The 17,534-nt window shown below is 66.4% G+C and carries 13 protein-coding genes; 3 read left to right on the top strand and 10 right to left on the bottom strand.

The window, feature by feature from the left end; translation table 11 throughout:
• Positions 1-44 precede the first annotated feature (44 nt).
• Both B7R93_RS06530 and B7R93_RS06525 read right to left on the bottom strand, forming a co-directional pair.
• Complete coding sequence (locus B7R93_RS06530) at positions 45-410, bottom strand: FxLYD domain-containing protein (RefSeq protein ID WP_232798109.1); 366 nt, start codon at positions 408-410, stop codon at positions 45-47.
• 141 nt (positions 411-551) lie between these two features.
• Positions 552-3,245, bottom strand: coding sequence for a valine--tRNA ligase (locus tag B7R93_RS06525; RefSeq protein WP_232798108.1), 2,694 nt, complete (start codon positions 3,243-3,245; stop codon positions 552-554).
• Positions 3,246-3,535: 290 nt separating this feature from the next.
• On the opposite strand from B7R93_RS06525, the gene B7R93_RS06520 reads away from it, so the two are divergent.
• On the top strand, positions 3,536-4,189 hold the full coding sequence (locus B7R93_RS06520) for a metal-dependent transcriptional regulator (protein ID WP_103020014.1): 654 nt from the start codon (positions 3,536-3,538) through the stop codon (positions 4,187-4,189).
• A 415-nt stretch (positions 4,190-4,604) separates the two neighbouring features.
• Entirely contained in the window at positions 4,605-5,981 is a 1,377-nt protein-coding gene (locus B7R93_RS06515) for a putative manganese transporter (RefSeq protein WP_103020013.1), read from the top strand.
• A gap of 15 nt (positions 5,982-5,996) precedes the next feature.
• Here B7R93_RS06515 and B7R93_RS06510 read toward each other — a convergent pair whose 3' ends face one another.
• The 3 genes from B7R93_RS06510 to B7R93_RS06500 form a co-directional block, all read right to left on the bottom strand.
• Positions 5,997-6,314: a DUF971 domain-containing protein gene (locus B7R93_RS06510; RefSeq protein ID WP_232798107.1), complete on the bottom strand. Its 318-nt coding sequence runs from the start codon at positions 6,312-6,314 to the stop codon at positions 5,997-5,999.
• A gap of 135 nt (positions 6,315-6,449) precedes the next feature.
• Positions 6,450-9,278 (bottom strand): PAS domain S-box protein, encoded by a 2,829-nt coding sequence (locus tag B7R93_RS06505; protein WP_103020012.1) that lies wholly within the window; start codon positions 9,276-9,278, stop codon positions 6,450-6,452.
• 257 nt (positions 9,279-9,535) lie between these two features.
• On the bottom strand, positions 9,536-10,315 hold the full coding sequence (locus tag B7R93_RS06500; RefSeq protein WP_232798106.1) for a hypothetical protein: 780 nt from the start codon (positions 10,313-10,315) through the stop codon (positions 9,536-9,538).
• A gap of 424 nt (positions 10,316-10,739) precedes the next feature.
• On the opposite strand from B7R93_RS06500, the gene B7R93_RS06495 reads away from it, so the two are divergent.
• Entirely contained in the window at positions 10,740-11,324 is a 585-nt protein-coding gene (locus tag B7R93_RS06495; RefSeq protein WP_232798105.1) for a YceI family protein, read from the top strand.
• Positions 11,325-11,371: 47 nt separating this feature from the next.
• Here the strand turns inward: B7R93_RS06495 and B7R93_RS06490 are convergent, their stop codons facing one another.
• The 5 genes from B7R93_RS06490 to B7R93_RS06470 form a co-directional block, all read right to left on the bottom strand.
• Positions 11,372-12,181, bottom strand: a complete 810-nt coding sequence (locus B7R93_RS06490; RefSeq protein WP_103020010.1) for a VOC family protein — start codon at positions 12,179-12,181, stop codon at positions 11,372-11,374.
• Between the two features lie 87 nt (positions 12,182-12,268).
• Positions 12,269-12,826 carry an iron transporter gene (locus tag B7R93_RS06485; RefSeq protein ID WP_232798104.1) on the bottom strand — a complete coding sequence of 186 codons (558 nt, stop codon included), beginning with the start codon at positions 12,824-12,826 and terminating at the stop codon, positions 12,269-12,271.
• Between the two features lie 179 nt (positions 12,827-13,005).
• Complete coding sequence (locus B7R93_RS06480; RefSeq protein ID WP_103020008.1) at positions 13,006-13,362, bottom strand: P-II family nitrogen regulator; 357 nt, start codon at positions 13,360-13,362, stop codon at positions 13,006-13,008.
• A 24-nt stretch (positions 13,363-13,386) separates the two neighbouring features.
• Entirely contained in the window at positions 13,387-15,855 is a 2,469-nt protein-coding gene (locus B7R93_RS06475) for a DUF2309 domain-containing protein (protein WP_103020007.1), read from the bottom strand.
• The gene (locus B7R93_RS06470; RefSeq protein WP_103020006.1) at positions 15,845-17,281 is read right to left on the bottom strand and encodes a proton-conducting transporter transmembrane domain-containing protein; all 1,437 of its coding nucleotides are present in this window, start codon (positions 17,279-17,281) and stop codon (positions 15,845-15,847) included. Before B7R93_RS06470 ends, B7R93_RS06475 begins: the two co-directional genes overlap by 11 nt.
• Positions 17,282-17,534: the final 253 nt, after the last annotated feature.

The following is a 17,534-nucleotide window of genomic DNA, read 5'->3' as shown; positions in this document are numbered from 1 at the left end:
CGAGACGAAAGCGCTTGTCTCATGGGGCACATGACCTTCAGGAACTACGGGCTGAGGATGTTTTGGACCTGCGCCTGCTGGATGGGTCGGTTCGAGTCAACGGTCTGGTTGAACGTGGCCGAGTCGCCGGGGGACACGTCCTGCACCTGAATCCGCATCGTCTCGATGCGGGAGCCCTGATCGTCGTACAGCGCCACCTCTACCTCCGCGATGCCGATGGGGGCACTGCCCTGGTTGACGAGCGTGCCCGCAAAGATCCGCTCGCCCGTTTCGGTCTGCAGGAGACGGGGCTCCACCACGGTCGCGTCGGCGCTCTCTCCTCCGTTCCCGCCGCACGCTCCCACGAGGGCCCCCACCCCAGCGGCAACAGCAAACAGCATCAGCGAACGCACAGGCGGGGCGACGGACATGGGGCAACGGACCGGTCGAAAGATGCAGCGAAGAGACACGGTTGGGGAGTCATTGTGACCGTAGGGGAAAACCATACAGCGCTCCCCAGATCCCCGCCCCCGTTCGTCGGCCGCGGGGAGTGCAGAACACGCACGCAACCGCTACACGGCCTCCAGGTCGGCGAGGTTGTCCCGGAGCCGCTCCAGCTCCGCGGTGGCGTCTTTCTTCTTCTGCCGCTCGCGCTCCACGACCTCGTCGGGGGCCTTGGTCACAAACTGTTTGTTCTTGAGCTTCTGCTCGACGCTCGCCAGAAAGTCTTCCTTCTCCTCAATCTCACCACGGAGCCGCGCACGCTCCTGCTCCAGGTCGATCATGCCGGCCAGCGGCACGAATACCTCACACCGTCCCACCACGACCGACGCACTCGCCGTTGGCTTCTCGGCGCCCGGTTGCACCGTTAGGTCCGTGACGCTCGCCAGCTTGTCGAAGTAGTCGGCGTAGCGGCGCACGGTCTGGGCGAGGGCGTCGGCATCCTCCGGCACGCTCACCGTCGCCTCAATGTCCTGCCCCAGGCCCACGCCATAGTCGCTCTTGATGCCACGCACGCCGGAGATCATCTCCTGAATCAGCTCGAAGGGTTCGGCCGCGGCCGCGTCCATCAGGTCGGCGTCGGGCGTCGGCCAGTCGGCGGCGATGCAGGCCTCGCCCTCCCCGCGCGGCCGCACCTTCCACCACAGCTCCTCGGTGATAAACGGCATCAGCGGGTGCAGGAGCTGCAGGAGCGTCTCGTAGATCTCGGCCGCGAGGGCAATCTTGTCCTCCGCCATCTCCTCCCCGTGCGGCGGCTTGATGAGCTCCAGGTACCAGTCGCAGTAGTCGCGCCAAAAGACATCGTAGACGCGCTCGGCAATCTCGTTGAGGCGGTAGCGGTCGAGCGAGTCCTCCACGTCCGCGATGGCCGTGTGGAGGCGGTGCAGCATCCACTGCTCCACCAGCTCCAGCTCGTCGAACGAGCGTTCGCGCCGGTAGTCGCGGGTGGGCACGCCGTCGTCGTCCCGGTCCATGAACTGGCCGAAGACGTTGAAGGCGTTCCAGATCTTGTTGGCGAAGTTGCGGCCCATCTCGAACTTCGACGGGGCGAGCTTGATGTCCTGCCCCTGCGCGCAGAGCAGCGTGAGCGTGAAGCGCGTGGCGTCGGCCCCATACTGATCCACCATCTCCAGCGGGTCGATGCCGTTGCCGAGGCTCTTGGACATCCAGCGGCCCTGCGCATCCTTCACCATGCCGGTGATGAAGACGTTCTTAAAGGGCGGCTCCCCGGTAAACTCGTAGCCCGCCATGATCATGCGGGCGATCCAGAAGAAGAGGATGTCGTAGCCGCTGACGAGGACGTCGGTCGGATAAAACTTCTCCAGGGCGTCGGTCTCCTCCGGCCAGCCGAGCGTGGCGAACGGCCAGAGCCAGGACGAGAACCAGGTGTCGAGCACGTCGGTCTCCTGCACCATGCCCTCCTCGGGCTGGTCGATGCTCACCACGTAGCCCTGTTCGGGGTCCGGCTCCCCGTCCTGGTCGGTGTGGTACCAGACCGGAATGCGGTGGCCCCACCACAGCTGACGGCTGATGCACCAGTCGCGGATGTTTTCCATCCAACGGAAGTACTCGTTCGCCCAGCGGTCGGGGAAGAACTCGATCTCGCCCTCGCGCACCGCCTCGATCGCCGGCTCGGCCAGCGGCTCCATCTCCACGAACCACTGCCGCGAGATGAGCGGCTCGATCACCGCCTCGGACCGCTCGGAGAGGGGCACGTTCATCATGTAGTCTTCCACGTCCACCAGCAGGCCCTGCTCCTCCAGGTCCTCCACGATCTGGTCGCGGGCGTCGAACCGGTCCATGCCCTCGTAGGGCCCGCCGTTCTCGTTGATGGTCCCCGTCGGGCTCATGATGGTGATCTTGTCGAGGTCGTGGTCCTCCCCGATCTCGAAGTCCGTCTCGTCGTGGGCCGGGGTCACCTTAAGCGCCCCGGTGCCAAAGTCACTGTCGATCCGCTCGTCGGCGATGATGGGAATCTCGCGCCCCAGGAGCGGCAGGAGGGCCGTCTCGCCCACGAGGTCGTCGTAGCGGTCGTCGTCGGGGTGCACGGCAATGGCGGTGTCGCCGAGCATCGTCTCGGGGCGGGTCGTAGCGATCGTCAGGGACTCGTCTTCGGCGTCCGCGAGCGGGTACTGGACGGACCACAGGTGCCCCTCCCGCTCCTCGTTCTCGACCTCTTCGTCGGAGAGGGCCGTTTCGTTCTCGGGGTCCCAGTTCACCAAGTAGTCGCCGCGGTAGATGAGTCCCTCCTCGTGGAGCTGCACGAAGACCTCCTGCACGGCCCGCGTAAAGCCCTCGTCCATCGTGAAGCGCTGGCGGCTCCAGTCGCAGGAGTCGCCAAGCGTGCGCTTCTGGTCCAGGATGAGGTCGCCGTACTCCTCCTTCCAGGCCCGCACCCGCTCCACGAAGGCCTCGCGGCCGAGGTCGTGGCGCGTCTTGCCCGCCTCCTCGCGGAGGTCCTTCTCCACCGCGTTCTGCGTGGCGATGCCCGCGTGGTCGAGGCCCGGCATCCAGAGGGTCTCGTCCCCCTTCATGCGGTGGATGCGTACGAGGGCATCCTGGATGGCGTCCTGCAGCGCGTGGCCGATGTGGAGCCGCCCGGTGACGTTGGGCGGCGGCATCATGATGACGTGCGACTCGGCGTCACTGTCGGCGTCGGCCTCGAAGAAGCCACGCTCTTCCCAGTAGTCGTACCACTTGTCTTCGATGTCGGACGGGTCGTAGGCTTTGCTCATCGAAGCCAGGGACGGAGCATCGTCGGGCATGGTGGAGTACGAACACATGAATCAGCAAACTCGCGGGACCGGCCAACCGCCAGGCTGCGGCGTTGAAGCCGGGCCATCGTCGGCGGTTGGCCCACTACGATTGCACAACGTAGGGGGGCGGATTGAGGGATGCCGGACACCTGTCGGGTATTTCATTGAATTTGGGAGAGAACCGTCGGATCCATCCCACTGGATCTCCGCCGGCCGTCCCGTCCGCTCGGTAACATCTCTCTCCTTTAAGCGTACCTGCTTTTGTCTTCTGCCGTCTGTCTTGATCCCCTTTCCGTCCCATGCGGAGCCCTTCCACCGAGGACTATCTCAAAGCGCTTTACAAGCTTGAAGACACAGGGGGCGCCCCCGTATCGACCGGCGCCCTCGCGGAGGCCATGGACGTGTCGTCGGCGTCGGCGTCGAACATGATCAAGCGTCTCGACGACCTCGATTTTCTGACGTACGAGGCCTACGAGGGAGCCACCCTCACCGACCCGGGGCGCACCGTGGCACTTGAGGTTCTCCGTCACCACCGCCTGCTGGAGCTGTACCTGAAGGAGGTGATGGGCTTCTCGTGGGATGAGATCCACGCGGAGGCCGAAATTCTGGAGCATCACATCTCCGAACGGTTCGAGGATCGCATCGAGGAAATGCTGGATCACCCCAAGCGGGACCCCCACGGGCACCCCATTCCGGCCCGGGACGGCTCCGTGGACGCCCTCCCCACCCGGTCGCTGGCCGACCTCCACGAGGGCGACACGGCCTCGATCGACCACGTCGCCGACGAAGACGGCGAGCTGCTGGACCTGCTCGAACAGCGCGGCCTCCTCCCCGGCGCCACCGTCGAGGTCGCCGACACGCGCCCGATCGATGGCCTGCTCGTCGTGGCCGTCGATGAGACCGAGCAGCTCATTGGTCGACCGGTCGCGCAGAAGGTGGTGGTGGAGGCGTAAGAAGATGAGGCGTTGAGAACCTGTTTGGCGGATTGTTTAAGGCCTGCGACTTCGTGGATCTCGTGCGAAATGACTTTTGCATTCGCCCGGTAGCTCCACTGCAGGAGCTCACTTGAGCGCCATTTTGCAGCTTCGCCCACTGTGTCTGGGCTTCTCATCCATCCACCAAACAGGTTCTGATTTTCTTTCGTGAGAGGGGCACCGCCCCCGAAGGGTTGGGGAATATTCGAGGACGCTCGAAGGGACGGGGCCATGCAACGATCGACACCGCAATAGAAACTGGACGAGCCCAGCGGTGCGCGGAACGATTTAGTGTAGACTAAATTGTTTTGTTGTCGTTGGTAATAAAGAGACGGCCCGGGGCGCCCGGACAGGCGTGCCCCACCTCTTTTGATTTGGCCTCCCTCCCCGCCTCATGTCTCTCCAGAACGCTTTCGACATCCTGATCGTCTCGATTCGGGACGGGTTTGTGCAGGTGAGCGCGTTTGTTGCGGTCACAGTTCTGCTGTTCAGCTACCTCCAGTACCAAACCGACGGGCGGATCGTCACTTTCCTCCGGAACCACCGCCCCATGCAGCCCATCGCCGGGGCCCTACTCGGCCTGACGCCCGGCTGCGGGGGTGCCATCGTGGCCATGCCACTGTACATTCGGGGCACCATCAGCTTCGGGTCCGTCGTGGCCACCCTCGGCGCCACCGCCGGCGACTCGGCCTTCGTAATTCTCGCGATTGCGCCCGGGGCCGGGGTCTACGCCTACGGATTGGCCTTTGCCGCGAGCGTGGCGTTTGGCTACGCCATCGACTACTGGGGACTGGGCGTCCGCCGCATCGACGCCGCCGTCGAGCGCGTTGCGGCCGCGATGAGCCCGGGAAGCGTCGCTCCCTCCAGCGCGGTCGCCGGCGGGCACGGCACGGCGACCGGTCCTTCGCAGGAGCCCCGCCCCGATGCCCCCGGCTCGGCGGCATCGATTGCCCAGTCCCATCCGGCCCGCCTCGACGGCGCTCTCTCGCCCCTCACCGCCGAGGCCGCTCCCGCCGGCACGGCCCCCTCGTGCCCGTCCCCGTCCGACGCCCCGCCCCCCCACGATTCGACCCACGCCGCCCCCACGGCGGACGGGTCGACCGGCGTTCTGAGCACCGTCAGTCACATCGTGCACCTCCTCTGGTGGGGGGTAGCGATCGCGGGGCTCGTGGCGGGCGTGATGTACCTAGTCCGAGGGGCCCCGGAAGTGGCCGTCGAGGTCGCCCCGACCTTCTTTGGGCTCTTTACCGTCGCCGGGGTGACGGGCACGGTGCTCTCGTTCCACCTTTACTTCGTCGGTCGCCACCACATGGACGAGGCCGGGGGCGGCCGCATCCACACTCGTTTCGGGAGTGCGTACGAGACATTCCAGCACGCCGCCATGGAGACGTCCATGGTCACGGTGTGGGTGCTCGCGGGCTACCTCCTCTACGAATACACGATGGGCGTCTTCGCCCTTGACCTCAAGGCCCTGTCCGCAGCCGCCGGCGTGGGCGCTCCCCTCGCAGGGGCGGCCCTCGGCCTCGTGCCCGGCTGCACCCCTCAGATCATCTTCGCGCAGCTCTACGCCGTCGAGGAGGTCATCCCGTTTTCCGCCCTGGCGGCCAACGCCGTCAGTCAAGACGGAGACGCACTGTTTCCACTCATGGCCATCGACCCGAAGGCGGCGCTCGTCGCCACCATCTACACGACCATCCCGGCAGTGGTCGTCGGGGCCCTCGTGTATTATCTCTGGCCGTTTGCCCGCTTCGGCTTCGGCGTGCTTGGGTAGAGCGCCCCTGCCGCCTTATTCCGACGGCTGCAGTTCACGGAGCCGGTCCCACCGGTAGATGCCGCCGCTGTGGCCATCGTCCCAGGTGATGCGCAGCCCCACGCTTCCTGCCTTCTCGATATCGACGTGCGTCCACCGATTGGTCTGGCGGAAGATCTGAAAGAAGCCCGGCTTGGGAATCCGCTCGACCTTCTGCCCTTCGCACTCGGCACACGGGCAGGCCTGGCGCAGCCCGTCGAGCGGAAAGACAGAGGCATGCCCGTCGGCCCACTCGATGTTGAGCCGCTGCATCCTGACGTCGAGCGAGACGCGTTCGGGCGGCGGGATGTCCACGGCCAAGTCACGAGGAATTTGGAAGCGTATGGCATGCCGGGTCCAGGGCCGCCTCGCAAGGAGCCTCGTTGCGGGCACATTTGCCCCTGGCAGCCCCTCCACAGACGCGTGGCCGGGATGATCCCTGCAAACACGCTACGCCTGCGCCGAGGGCCCCCCTCCAGTCGCCGTTTCCGCCTCCGGCAGCACCACCGTCACGCAGGTCCCCTCCCCCAGTTCCGTCTCTACCTCCACGGCCCCGCCCATCCGGTCAACAGCGCGCTGCACGACGGCCAACCCCAGCCCGGTGCCCTCGTACTCGCGGTCCCGTCCCTCCGATGCCTGCCGGAACGGCTCGAACAACGCCGGCACCGCGTCCGGGTCCATGCCGATGCCGGTGTCCTCGATCTCCACCAGGAGGTCGTCGCCGGCCCGGTCGACGCGCAGCTCCACGGTACCGCCCACCTCGGTGTACGTGATCGCGTTCGAGAGGAGGTGGCGCACCACGATCTCCACCTGCTCCGAGGACGCGCGGGCCCAAGCAGTCGCGTCCATCTCGTTCGTCCGGAGGGCGACATCGTTTTCGTCGGCCTGCTCCCGAAATTCGTCAACGACCGAGTGGGCCGCCGCCGTCACGTCTACCGGCTCGGCCGGTTCGGCCTGCTGCTCTGCCTCCAGCCGCGAAAGGTGGAGCATGTTGTCGAACGTCCGGAGCAACCGGTTTCCACTCTTCATGATGAGCGACGCGAACCGGGAGACGGCCCCTCCGTCCCCGCCCGTCTCCTCGCCGATCGCCTCGGCGAACCCGAGGATGGACGTGAGCGGAGTTCGTAGCTCATGGCTCATGTTCGCTAGGACCGCCGACTTGAGCCGACTTGCCTCTTCGGCCTCCGCCTTGGCCGCCCGAAGATTCTCCTCCCGACGCTTACGTTCCGTAATGTCTCGGGCCTCCGGCACCAGCAGTTTCACGTCTCCGTCTTCGTCGGTCACGGGGCGAATGGAGAAGTCGATGGTGCGCTCTTCGTCCCCCCCCTGAATCGGGCGCTCGTACCGCACAAATTCGCCCTCGGCCGCCCGTTCCACGGCCGCTTGGAGCCTTTGCCTTGAGGCCTCGCCGGTCTGGGCCCAGTGGGTCTCCCAGATCGGAGTGCCGACGACGTCCGCCCGGTCGAGCCCCCCGAACCGAAGGGCCGTATCGTTGGCCTCGATCATCGTCCCATCCGGCTCCATCAGACCGGTAAACTGGTAGGTGTGATTGAAGATGGCGTCGAGGCGACGCTCCCGCTGCTTGCGCTCCGTGATGTCGGTGTAGGTGGCGTAGATCTCCGGCGGTCCCTCGTCGGGACGGCGGGAGATCGCCTGAACCTGAAACGCGCGCATCCCCTCCGCGGTCGACCGCTGCACCTCGGCCCGGACATCTCCGTTCTCCAGGACGCGACGGTCAAATTCTCGCGCCCGGTCGTGCTCTTTTTCCGGGACGAGCATGTGGTTGATCTCCGCCCCTGCCGCCTCCGTGGCCGCCAGGCCGAAGGCATCCTCGAACGCGGGATTGGCGTCCGTGACGAAGACCCCATCGTCCTGGGCCACACAGCGTACCACTGGCGTGGGTAGCGACTCAAACAGCGTCTCAAAGCGGTCGCGCTCTTCGCGCAGGGCCTGCTCGGTGTTCTTCCGCTCGGTGATGTCCCGGATAATGGCCCCGAAGAACCGTTCCCGGTCGGCCTCCCAACTGGAGAGTGCCAGCTCCACCGGCACCTCGTGGCCCTCTTGGTGAAGTCCCTCCAGCTCCACCGTTTCACCGAGAAAATTTCCGCGGCCCGTCTCTCGGACCCGTTCCATTCCGCGACGGTGCGGCTCCCGGTGGCGGTCCGGCATAATCGTCTCGATGGGACGCCCGACGATGGCCTCCTTCTCATACCCAAACATCGATTCGGCCCCCGGATTCCAGTCGATAATGTCGCCGTCCGCGTCAGCGATGACGATCCCATCCTCCGCACTCTCCTTCAGCTCCTCGTAGGTCGTCCGGCGCCGCTCGGCCTCTTTCCGCTCCGTGATGTCGAGGATGACCCCGTTAAATACGGTTTCCCCGTCCCGCTGCTCCGGGGTCGACGCCCCGAGCGCCCAGATGCGCTCTCCGTCCGGGCGCTCGAACGGGGTCTCGAATTCCCAGTCCGACTGTTCGTCGATGGCGACCTCGATGGACTGCTCGATCTCTCGCCGGTGCGGCTCGGGGATGCAGTTCATGCACCGCTCGTGGAAGGTGGCCGGGTCCGCCTCCACCCCCAGCACGTCCTCGGCGTGCTCACTGATGAAGTAGTGCCCGACGGTGCCGTCCTCGCGCACGAAGAATTGGAAGACCACACCGGGGAGGCTATTGGTGAGGCCTCGGAGCCGGGCCTCGTGCTCGCGGACGGTCTCCCGGATCCACAACCACCCCTGCGTGAGGACGATCTCTACGACGGCGATGGTGCCCATGCTCGCAATCAGGATGAGCGGACTGGTCTGCGGGCGCCCTCCCACGAGGGCCCCCAGCGTGGTCAGTGCCCCGCCATATCCCAAAAATACGAGGACGGCCCGTACCGACTCCGCCCCGAACGCGACGATGGCCGCCAGCACCGCGTAGACGAGCAGCAAGCCCACCGCGTACTCCCCGGCAAACTGGTTCAGCGCGGCAATGGCGGCGAACCATCCCATGAGGATGTACAGCATGCCCCACACACACGACACGTAGGCGGCCCGGACACGGGCTGATCCGTACGACGCCGCGAGAACCACCAGGAAAAGCCCGGCGATGCTCAGGCGCATCCACAGCGGATCCACGGCCTCGGGCGTGGCAACGGCGTACAGCGGCGCAAAGGCCACCACGAGCCCCGCGCCGAGCAGGCTCAGCAGGCGGTGCACCTGTACCTGGGACCGCGTTTCTTTGGGGAGTTGATCGTCTTGGGGGCGGAGGCGAGAGAGTAGGCCAAATGCGGAGGACGCCATGGGGGATAACGATTCTGCACGATCGGGTCGGGACTTCAATCAAGGATCGTCCCAGGCAACGCACGCAACGGAAGACCGAGGCGTGTGTCGGTCCACACCATTCCGGTGCGTATCGTCCACGCAAAAATCGTTCATGTTGATTCTCCGACCCGACCGCCCGCACGCACACGTCCAAGTCCGGCCGCTCTCCGTTGACTGCCGCCGTGCGGAGAGCATGCGTGCCGCCTCGCCGCTCTCTGCCCTCACTCGGCGGTGGCTCACTCCAGCAGGAGTGCGTCGAGCCACCGGACCGTGACCGCCTCCCGCTGGTAGGTCCGGAGGTCGGCAAACACCTGTCGCAGGGAAACCTCAATGAGGCGCCGCTTGGGAAACCCCTGTTCGTAGCGCGCATCCAAGGCCGCAACGGCCTTGTTCAGATACCCAACCAGATCGGCGTGGATCCGGTCGACCGGGAGGGGCTGAAGATCCGGATCCATCGGGGCCGCGTCCCTCGCCATCGAAATGGAATCGAGCTGCTGCATGAGGGGACTGTCTTTGCCGTGCATCTGAAAGTCCACCAGCGACTGCCGCAGCGCAGTTTCGAGAAGAAGCCTGTGGGACAGCTCCCCGTCGTAGTTGTCATTGAGGTCCGTGGCAATCTGCCTGAAATAGTCCACGACCGTGCTCTCCAGTGCGTCCACGGGCACGGGGCGCAGCTCCGGCTCCGACGAGCGGCGCTCCTTGCCGGTACCGGGCGTTTCTACTTCCTCCTCCACGTCCGATCGGTCCAGATAAAAGGCCGTCTGCGTGGCCCCGTATTCCGTCTGGTACCGGCCCTCCTCCTCCAGCATCCGTCGATCCAGCACATAGGTGCCCCCCTGCCGGGTTTTGTAAAACCCCATCACGTCTCCACTTCGGGGCTTCTGGTGCACGTACACCTTCGTGGAGGTGACCTTCTGAATGTTGTGCTCGTGGATCATGCTCTTGCCATCGAGCCCACTAACGGTCCGGTAGACCGTATCGTGATACTCGGCATCGCGCTGAGTCTCGTCGCCCATGGAGTGGAGCTGGGACACATCGTGCAGGAACTGCGAGTGTGGCCTTGAGGCCGATCGGTGTGTTCACGTGATATGCAAAATCACCAAGACACGTTCTCCCCATGAGGTCCGAGAGAGCAACGGGCGCATTGAAGCCCGCCGGGCAAGGTCCCTACTCGTTCTCGCGCCCTGAGGCCGGTGTCCTCTTCAGCCCAACGACTGTCCGCCGCACACGCAGTTGGATCCTCTCACGGCTGGGCCGGCACGCCCGTCGGAAAGGCCCCCACCCGCCAGCGTCGGAGGTGAAAAGCGGGTTACCCCTTTTCGCATCAGCCTCAGCCCCGAACCGTCTTTCGTGCTCCACCGTGGATGGATTGCCATGTTCCTACAGACTGTCCCTGTTCATTCCGTGTGCTCTGCACTGCGCGTCTCCGCGTTCTCCCTGATGCTAGCCGGTCTCCTTCTCGGGCTGGGCAGTCCCCCGGCCCACGCCCAACAGGTCACCGCGACGGTCGACTCGGCCACGAGCGTCGTTCATTACACCGGCACGGCCCCGCTCCACAGCTGGCGGGGCACGAGCCGGAGCGTCGAGGGAGAGTTCGTCCTGCGGCCCACCCGTCCCGACAGCAGCCGCGCCGTCGTCCGCATCCCCGTGGCCAGCTTCGACAGCGGCAACAGCCGGCGGGACCGCGGCATGCGTGACGTCACCGAGGCGGAGGAGTACCCGTTCGTCACCTTCCGGGGAACGGACTTTTCGCCGGCCACCTGGGGGCGCGGCGCCTCAGGCTATCGCGGGGGGTGGGCCATCGCCGGGAAGCTCACCTTTCATGGCCGCACCCATTCCCTGGCCGACACCGTATTGGTAGACGTGGACGGCGACACGGTGCGGGCACGGGCCGAATTCGACGTGTCTCTCACCCGGTTCGACGTCGAGCGGCCCGGCTTCATGGGCTTTACCGTCGGCGACACGATTCGCATCGACGCCCAACTCACCGGCCCCATCGCGCCGGACCCGTCCTCCCTCCCGTAGGGAACGTCGGAACGGACCTTCCCGATCGGCAGGAGTCAGCTGAGATCCTACGAATCGTTGGCCTGCTCGTGCACCTGGTCCACAATGGTGTCGATCTGATCCTGTGCGCGGGCCAGGAGCATCGGCACGGTCCGGCGGCGCACCTCGTCCTTGTGCGCGAGATAGGTGTCCAGCTCGTCTTGGGTGAGGTGCCCCACCGCCAGCCCCAGGAGCGTGCGCTTGAGGCGGCCGTCCTCCTTCATCAGGTTGCGGAGACGGTCGCGCTGGTCGACCCGGTCCATCGCCGCGAAGCCGACCCCGTAGCGCACCAGCCGCTCGGCCACGAGGCGCAGGATGGTCGGGTTCAGCAGCTTCAGGATGGGGCGTAGCGTCTCGTTTTGGAATCGCTCAACGGGCCGCGACTCGGCGGTGTCGAGGTCGAGCACGGGCCGGACCCGCCGCAGCCGCTCGGCCCGGGTCGTAGTGCTCCACAGCGAGTCGCTTACCAGCTCGACGCTGTTGCCGGCCGGGTCGCGGACGTACAGCGACCGCTTCCCGTCGTCCCACTGTGTCGTGTGCTCCACCGTCACGTCGTGCCGGTTGAAGTGGCGCCGCCACGCGGCCAGCTGATCGGTCGGCACCCCGAACGCGACGTGCACCGGGCCGTCGGCGCCGTGGGGCGGCAGCGACTCACGGTGGCGGCTGGCGGCCGGATCAAAGACGTGGACCACGCCCGGACCGCACCGGAAGGTGATGTGGTTGCCCTCCGTGCGGAGCATCACGTCCAGTCCCACCACGTCGCCGTAGAACTGCTCGGCGGCCGCCAGGTCATCGGCGTAGAGGCTCGTTTCGAGGGCGAGGCGGGGCGGGGTCGGCATCTCTCGTCTACGGCGTGGGGCTGTGGGTGGGCGTGGAGGTGCGGCGCTCTCTATCCGATGCGCCACCTTGCCCAAACGCCCACTGACCTATCGCGTTGCCCGCGCGATCTCTTCGAGTTGGAGATTGTTGTACGTTACGGTCGCGGGGGCGAAGAGCTGGGAGCCGTAGGCCGTGCGCCAGTCGCTGTGGGTGGCCAGCTCGAGCGACTGGGGCGGGTGCACCTTAAAGACTACCGTGTACGGATCGTCGGGGGCGCCGGGGAGAGCAATGTTGCGGGCGTAGTGGAAGTTGTCGGTCTGGTTGACGTGAGGCACGAGCGTCGCCTTCTTTACCTGCCCCGTCTCCTCGTTCGTGACGGTCGCAAAGAGGCGGAGGTACGGCACGAAGCCCCCCGCGGGCGCCCCTACCTCCTCGCTCGCCTCCTCGGTCCAGCCCGACAGCACCTCCAGGTGCAGGTCCGAGCGCGACTCCGACAGGTTCTGGGCCGCCGGCTCCACGTCCCCGGCCGGCGCAACCAGGAAGGTAATCTTCACCCCGGGGCCGAGCACCTCTTCGCCAAAGACCTGTTCCTGGGCCTGTGCGGGAGACATCTGCAGCAGCAGGCCGGCGACAACGAGCGACAGCAGGACACGAAGGGACGTCATGGCAAAACGAACAGGTGGATGGCGTGGACTCGATGCGGTCGGCAAACCGTTAGGGAAAAACCCAATTTACAACGGTTCTAAATTACAAAGGTAGAGTATCTCACAGTCCCCCCTAGATCAAGGGCAGGCGGGCAAAGATCGGTCAAAGTTTGTCCCTCCCCCGACGGGGCCGGGCGCGCTCAGTCCTCCTGCAGAAACTTGTCGAGCCGGACGACCTGGGTATCGGAGACAAACATCACGCCCGAGCTCTTTTCGAAGAGGGGCGTGAGGCCGTCTACGATGGTCTGAATCGCCTCCTGCTGCCCGACGGCGAAAAACATGACCAGGCCGTCCCGGTCGTTGAAGAGCAGACGGCTTTCGTGGAAGCCGTGCTCCCCGCGGCCGGTCACGTTGTGGTGAATCGTGTACCCGCTCACCGTCGACTCATCGAGGAGGTCCTTCACGAAGGGCTCTTTCTCCCCCCGCACGATGATCTCGATTTTCTTAAGGGCGTGAAGCGAGTGCTGCGTGTCTTTGGGGGTCGTGTCGTCGCTCATGGGAATGTACGGTATCAATTCAACTCAAGGGGTCGGGGTGCGGTCCATCGCTTCAGGATCCCCTCCAGCGGACACCGGTGCCGTCGGCGTCGGTGCATCGGGGGACGGGTGCGGGTGCCACCCTCCGCCCGACTGGTAGTGCACAAACGCATCGTCCCGCGCCGGGTCCATCACCGTAAGGTGCATCCACTCGTGGTCGAAGAGCTGGGCGAGGGGGGCATGGCGGTCGAGGATGGCCTCGATTCGGTCCGTGGGCGCCTGGACAAGGGCCGTGAGGCGAAGCGGCCGGTGGTAGACGTGCTCGTCGTCGGCCTTCAGCGACTGCAGGGGCAGGCCGCTCATGAGGTCCCCGCCGTTGCCCTGCACCACGCCCAACTTACCCACCACGTTGTGGGTCACCTTCGACCCGCTGCCGTAGGCGGCATTGTCGACCGTCGAGAAGTAGTACTGCGTGTTGATCCACTCCCCCACCACCAGCGGCCCCGTCATGATGTTCTCCAGGGCCGTCCCGTCCTCGTCCGTGGCCCAGTCGTAGGAGTGCAGGAAGCAGCGCCCGTCGAGGTCGAGCCCGCGGGTCAGCGCACGGGGCCCCACGATGAAGGCAGCGTTGCCGGCCAGGCCCCACTCCGGCCGCGTTTCCGCCCAGTCGGCCGCCCGGCGCTCGGTCTCGTGGACGGCCGCCGCCGGGCGCCCCTCATCGACGGCGGTGTTCAGGGTGCGGACCCGTTCGGTGGCCGCGTCGGCCTGAGCCGACTGTAGATCGCGCCGCAGGCGGTCGAGCGCCTCGGGGGCAACGGGCGGATCGTCGTCGTCCACGAAGAGGATAATCTCATCGGTCGTGGTGTTGTGCTGCCCAGCGAGGAACACAGTGTCGTCCGGAATGTCGATGCCGCGCTCCCGCAGCGCGTCCCGCACGGCGTTCTCGTTGCAGATGGTGGCCAGCACGCGGGCGTTGGGGCCGCCCGGGTTGCCGGCACACGCCCCACAGTCGAGGCTCGCCTTGTACGGGTTGTTGGGCGTCTCGCTGCCGTGCCCGGTGAACACGACGATCGGCGCAAAGGTGTCCGTCCAGCCCATCAGCCGGAAGGCGGCCTCGGCGTAGAGCACCTTCGCCTCGTCGGAGAGCCCGACAGGCAGGCTGTTCTCCACCTCCGCGTCGGCGGCAGGGGGTGGGTCCAGAGCGGGCTCACAAAAGGCATCCGGGCTCGGCAGGCGCTCCTCCAGGGATTGGGCCAGGCGAGAGAGACCAGACGGGGCAAGCGTCCGGGCCGCCATGGCGGCCCCGAAGGCGCCTCCGCTCTCTTCCACAAAGCCAAAGACTGCCGCGACATTTTTCTTGAGCGTTTTCAGGAGCGTGGTGCCCGCCCTCCCCAGCTGGGCCCACCAGTCGTAGCGGTCGGCCTGGGCTTGATGCTGCTCAGCGGGACGCTCCACAACCCGGTGCTTCGGGTCTACGATCGGCGGGCAGGACTTCACGCATTCCTCCGTGCCGTAGGGCTGATGCTCCATGGGGACCCCAAAGAACCCCGCGTATCCGTGCGTTTGGTAGGCCCCCTGCTGCTCAATGTGACGCCGGATGACCTCCGACCGCGTGTCGATGCAGAACACCAGTTGCCCGGCCGGCCGGTCCGCGTCCGGGGCCGCCGACGGGGCCTGCCGCAGGTCGTCCAGCAGGCGCGTGCGGTAGCTCTCCTCCCAGGCGCGGAGCCAGATGCGGGGCAGAACGGGCTGGTCCGTGCCGTTTGTGGGCAGTTCCTCGGTCCGGTCCGGCGCGATGGCCGCTCCCATGCGGTCGGCGAGGGTGAGGCGCACCGCCAGGTACTCGGCCAGCGTAATGGGATGAGCCGCCTGCCACGCCGTGTCGGCACGCCGCGACCGCCATTTGACAAAGCCCGTCCATCCCGGCAGGGCCGTCAGGTGGTGTACGAAGATCGGCTCCCAGCGCGCCTCCGGATAGCTCTCCAGCACGGCCTCGAACGCCTCGGCCACGGTATCGGGCAGGTCCGACGGACGGTCGACGCCGGGAATGGCCCCGTCGTAGGGGGCCACCGTCCGCCACGCGGCGTAGAAGCCATCCTCCCGGTTCGGCATGGGCCAGGCGGCCTGTCCCTGGTCCAGAAAGGCCGCGAGCCACTTCGTCAGCACCCGGTCGAGAGGATGGTCGGTGGGCACCGTGTCGTGGCCGGGGGCATCGGCCTCCATCCGGTCCAACAGAACCTCGGGGCGCTCCGTGATGCCGTGCTCGGCGAGGCAACGGGTCAGCACGTCGGCGTCGATCTCGCCGTCCTCCCACGCCTGTCGGAACACCTGTGGGCCCGGGTAGCCCCGCCCCCCAAAGAGCTGTCCGGCCTTCTGGACCGCCCGGTGAAACGGCTGGTCCTCGAAGCCCAAAAGCGGATTGGTCGCGTTAAACGTTCTCAGGGGCCAGAGCGACCCCACATACTCGGCGGCATTCTCGATGCGGGCCCGCACGACCGATCGGTCAATGGGCATTGTACTGGTCGCGGTTGTTGAGAAGCGTGGTCGACAGGGGCTGGGCGGTGTTGCGGAGCGCCACGTAGAGGCGCGTGCTGGCCCGGTGCCATCCGCGCTCCACGGCGACGTACGCCCCACCGAAGACCACCAGCAGGACTGCGTGCAGCGGCGTGAGCGCCGTGGGGGCCGCGGCCGACGGTACGTCCACAAAAAGCATCCCCATTCCCTTGTAGACCCCGGCATACAGTGCGAGGGTGGGCAGTAGGATGCTCGGGACGAGTGCGATGCGAACGGGCCGGGAGAGCGACGAGCGCCGCACGAGCGTGCGGGTAGCGTGCAGGACGGCCAGCACCACGAAGACCGTGAGCACGGTCCCGCTGTTGAGGGCCGTCAGCGACTTTCCCGTAAGCACGGCGAACAGGACCCCGCCCCCCATCGCCGCGGCCGCCGTGACGAGTCCTCCGACCACGCCCGTTCCCGGCGCCTCGGGCCGGCCCGGTGCCGTGTGTTTCACCGCCGACCCGGATGCGAGGAAGAGGTAGGCCTTGTAAAACCCGTGCAGGATCAAGTGGGCGATGGCGGCAGGGATGAAGCCCAATCCGCACTGCAACACCATAAATCCCATCTGGGCCACCGTGGAGGCGCCGAGCTGCCGCTTCACGTCGGTCTGTACGAGCATCCAGGCCTGCCCCAGCAGCGCGCTGACGCCCCCGACGAGGACGATGGCCGACATCACGACGGGGAGTTCAAACACGACGGGCGCAAATCGCGCGAGGAGCACGCCCCCTGCATTCACCAGGCCGGCGTGCATGAAGGCCGAGACCGGCGTCGGGGCCGTCATCGAAGAGAGCAACCACCGGTGGAACGGCACCAGGGCGGACTGTACCATCGCCGCGAGGAGCAGGAGGCCGGCGGCCCCCGCCACGACAAACGTCGGGAGCGTTCCCACGGCCGCGAGCACCCCGCTGATCGTCCACGCCTCCGCCCCTCCCCCCAGCAGCCCGAGTGCGGCCGCCAACAGAACGCTGCCACCGAGGAAGTGCTGCCGCGCGTACCGCGAGGCCGCCCGCGCCTGCGGCCACCCTCGGACGTGCCCGATCAGATCGGCCAGCACCCACCCCATCGCCGCCCACGCCCCGGCAAACAGCACGAGGTGGTTGGCCGCCGTCAGAACCAGCACGATCAGCGTCAGGCCGAAGAGGCGACCGTAGAACGCGTTCAGGCGCTTCGCTCCCGCCATGTAGCGACGCGAAAAGCTGTGCACAATGCCACTCACGAACGTCGTCATGAGCGCCATCACGCGCGCCAGGCCGTCCACCCGGAGGAGCACGTCGCCGGCCCCCTCCAGATTGGGGGACCAGACAAGCGTGCCGAGGCTGAGGGCAAAAAGGCCCCATGTGAGGCGCGTGAACAGAAGCGGTAGCCACGAAGAGGAGCGACTCATGCGGTGTCGACGGCCGATGCACACGCTGTCGTTCAAGGACTGCTCCGCACACCCGCCCCCCCACAAACAAAAAGGGCCGACACGCAGCGCCCGGGGGCACTGAATGTCGGCCTACAGTCGTTGCACCCGCTCGGGTCGAGCGTGTGCGCGGCATGCATGCCGGAGCAAAATAAGCAGGTTGAGGAGCTGGCCCGCCCAGAGGGGCGTTCCGTTTCGTCAACCGATGTCAAGTATAGGATCCATCTTTGAGCAG

The sequence above is a fragment of the Salinibacter altiplanensis genome, assembly GCF_002894645.1.
GTDB classification, from domain to species: Bacteria; Bacteroidota; Rhodothermia; order Rhodothermales; family Salinibacteraceae; genus Salinibacter; species Salinibacter altiplanensis.
This window is presented reverse-complemented; position numbering and strand designations above follow the sequence as displayed.

Coding starts and splice junctions, on each gene's coding strand:
- B7R93_RS06475 (WP_103020007.1), bottom strand. CDS start 15,855: ATGCCCATTGACCGATCGGTCGTGCGGGCCCGCATCGAGAATGCCGCC.
- B7R93_RS06485 (WP_232798104.1), bottom strand. CDS start 12,826: ATGACGTCCCTTCGTGTCCTGCTGTCGCTCGTTGTCGCCGGCCTGCTG.
- B7R93_RS06515 (WP_103020013.1), top strand. CDS start 4,605: ATGTCTCTCCAGAACGCTTTCGACATCCTGATCGTCTCGATTCGGGAC.
- B7R93_RS06530 (WP_232798109.1), bottom strand. CDS start 410: ATGTCCGTCGCCCCGCCTGTGCGTTCGCTGATGCTGTTTGCTGTTGCC.
- B7R93_RS06480 (WP_103020008.1), bottom strand. CDS start 13,362: ATGAGCGACGACACGACCCCCAAAGACACGCAGCACTCGCTTCACGCC.
- B7R93_RS06500 (WP_232798106.1), bottom strand. CDS start 10,315: ATGGGCGACGAGACTCAGCGCGATGCCGAGTATCACGATACGGTCTAC.
- B7R93_RS06520 (WP_103020014.1), top strand. CDS start 3,536: ATGCGGAGCCCTTCCACCGAGGACTATCTCAAAGCGCTTTACAAGCTT.
- B7R93_RS06490 (WP_103020010.1), bottom strand. CDS start 12,181: ATGCCGACCCCGCCCCGCCTCGCCCTCGAAACGAGCCTCTACGCCGAT.
- B7R93_RS06495 (WP_232798105.1), top strand. CDS start 10,740: ATGCTAGCCGGTCTCCTTCTCGGGCTGGGCAGTCCCCCGGCCCACGCC.
- B7R93_RS06505 (WP_103020012.1), bottom strand. CDS start 9,278: ATGGCGTCCTCCGCATTTGGCCTACTCTCTCGCCTCCGCCCCCAAGAC.
- B7R93_RS06470 (WP_103020006.1), bottom strand. CDS start 17,281: ATGAGTCGCTCCTCTTCGTGGCTACCGCTTCTGTTCACGCGCCTCACA.
- B7R93_RS06525 (WP_232798108.1), bottom strand. CDS start 3,245: ATGCCCGACGATGCTCCGTCCCTGGCTTCGATGAGCAAAGCCTACGAC.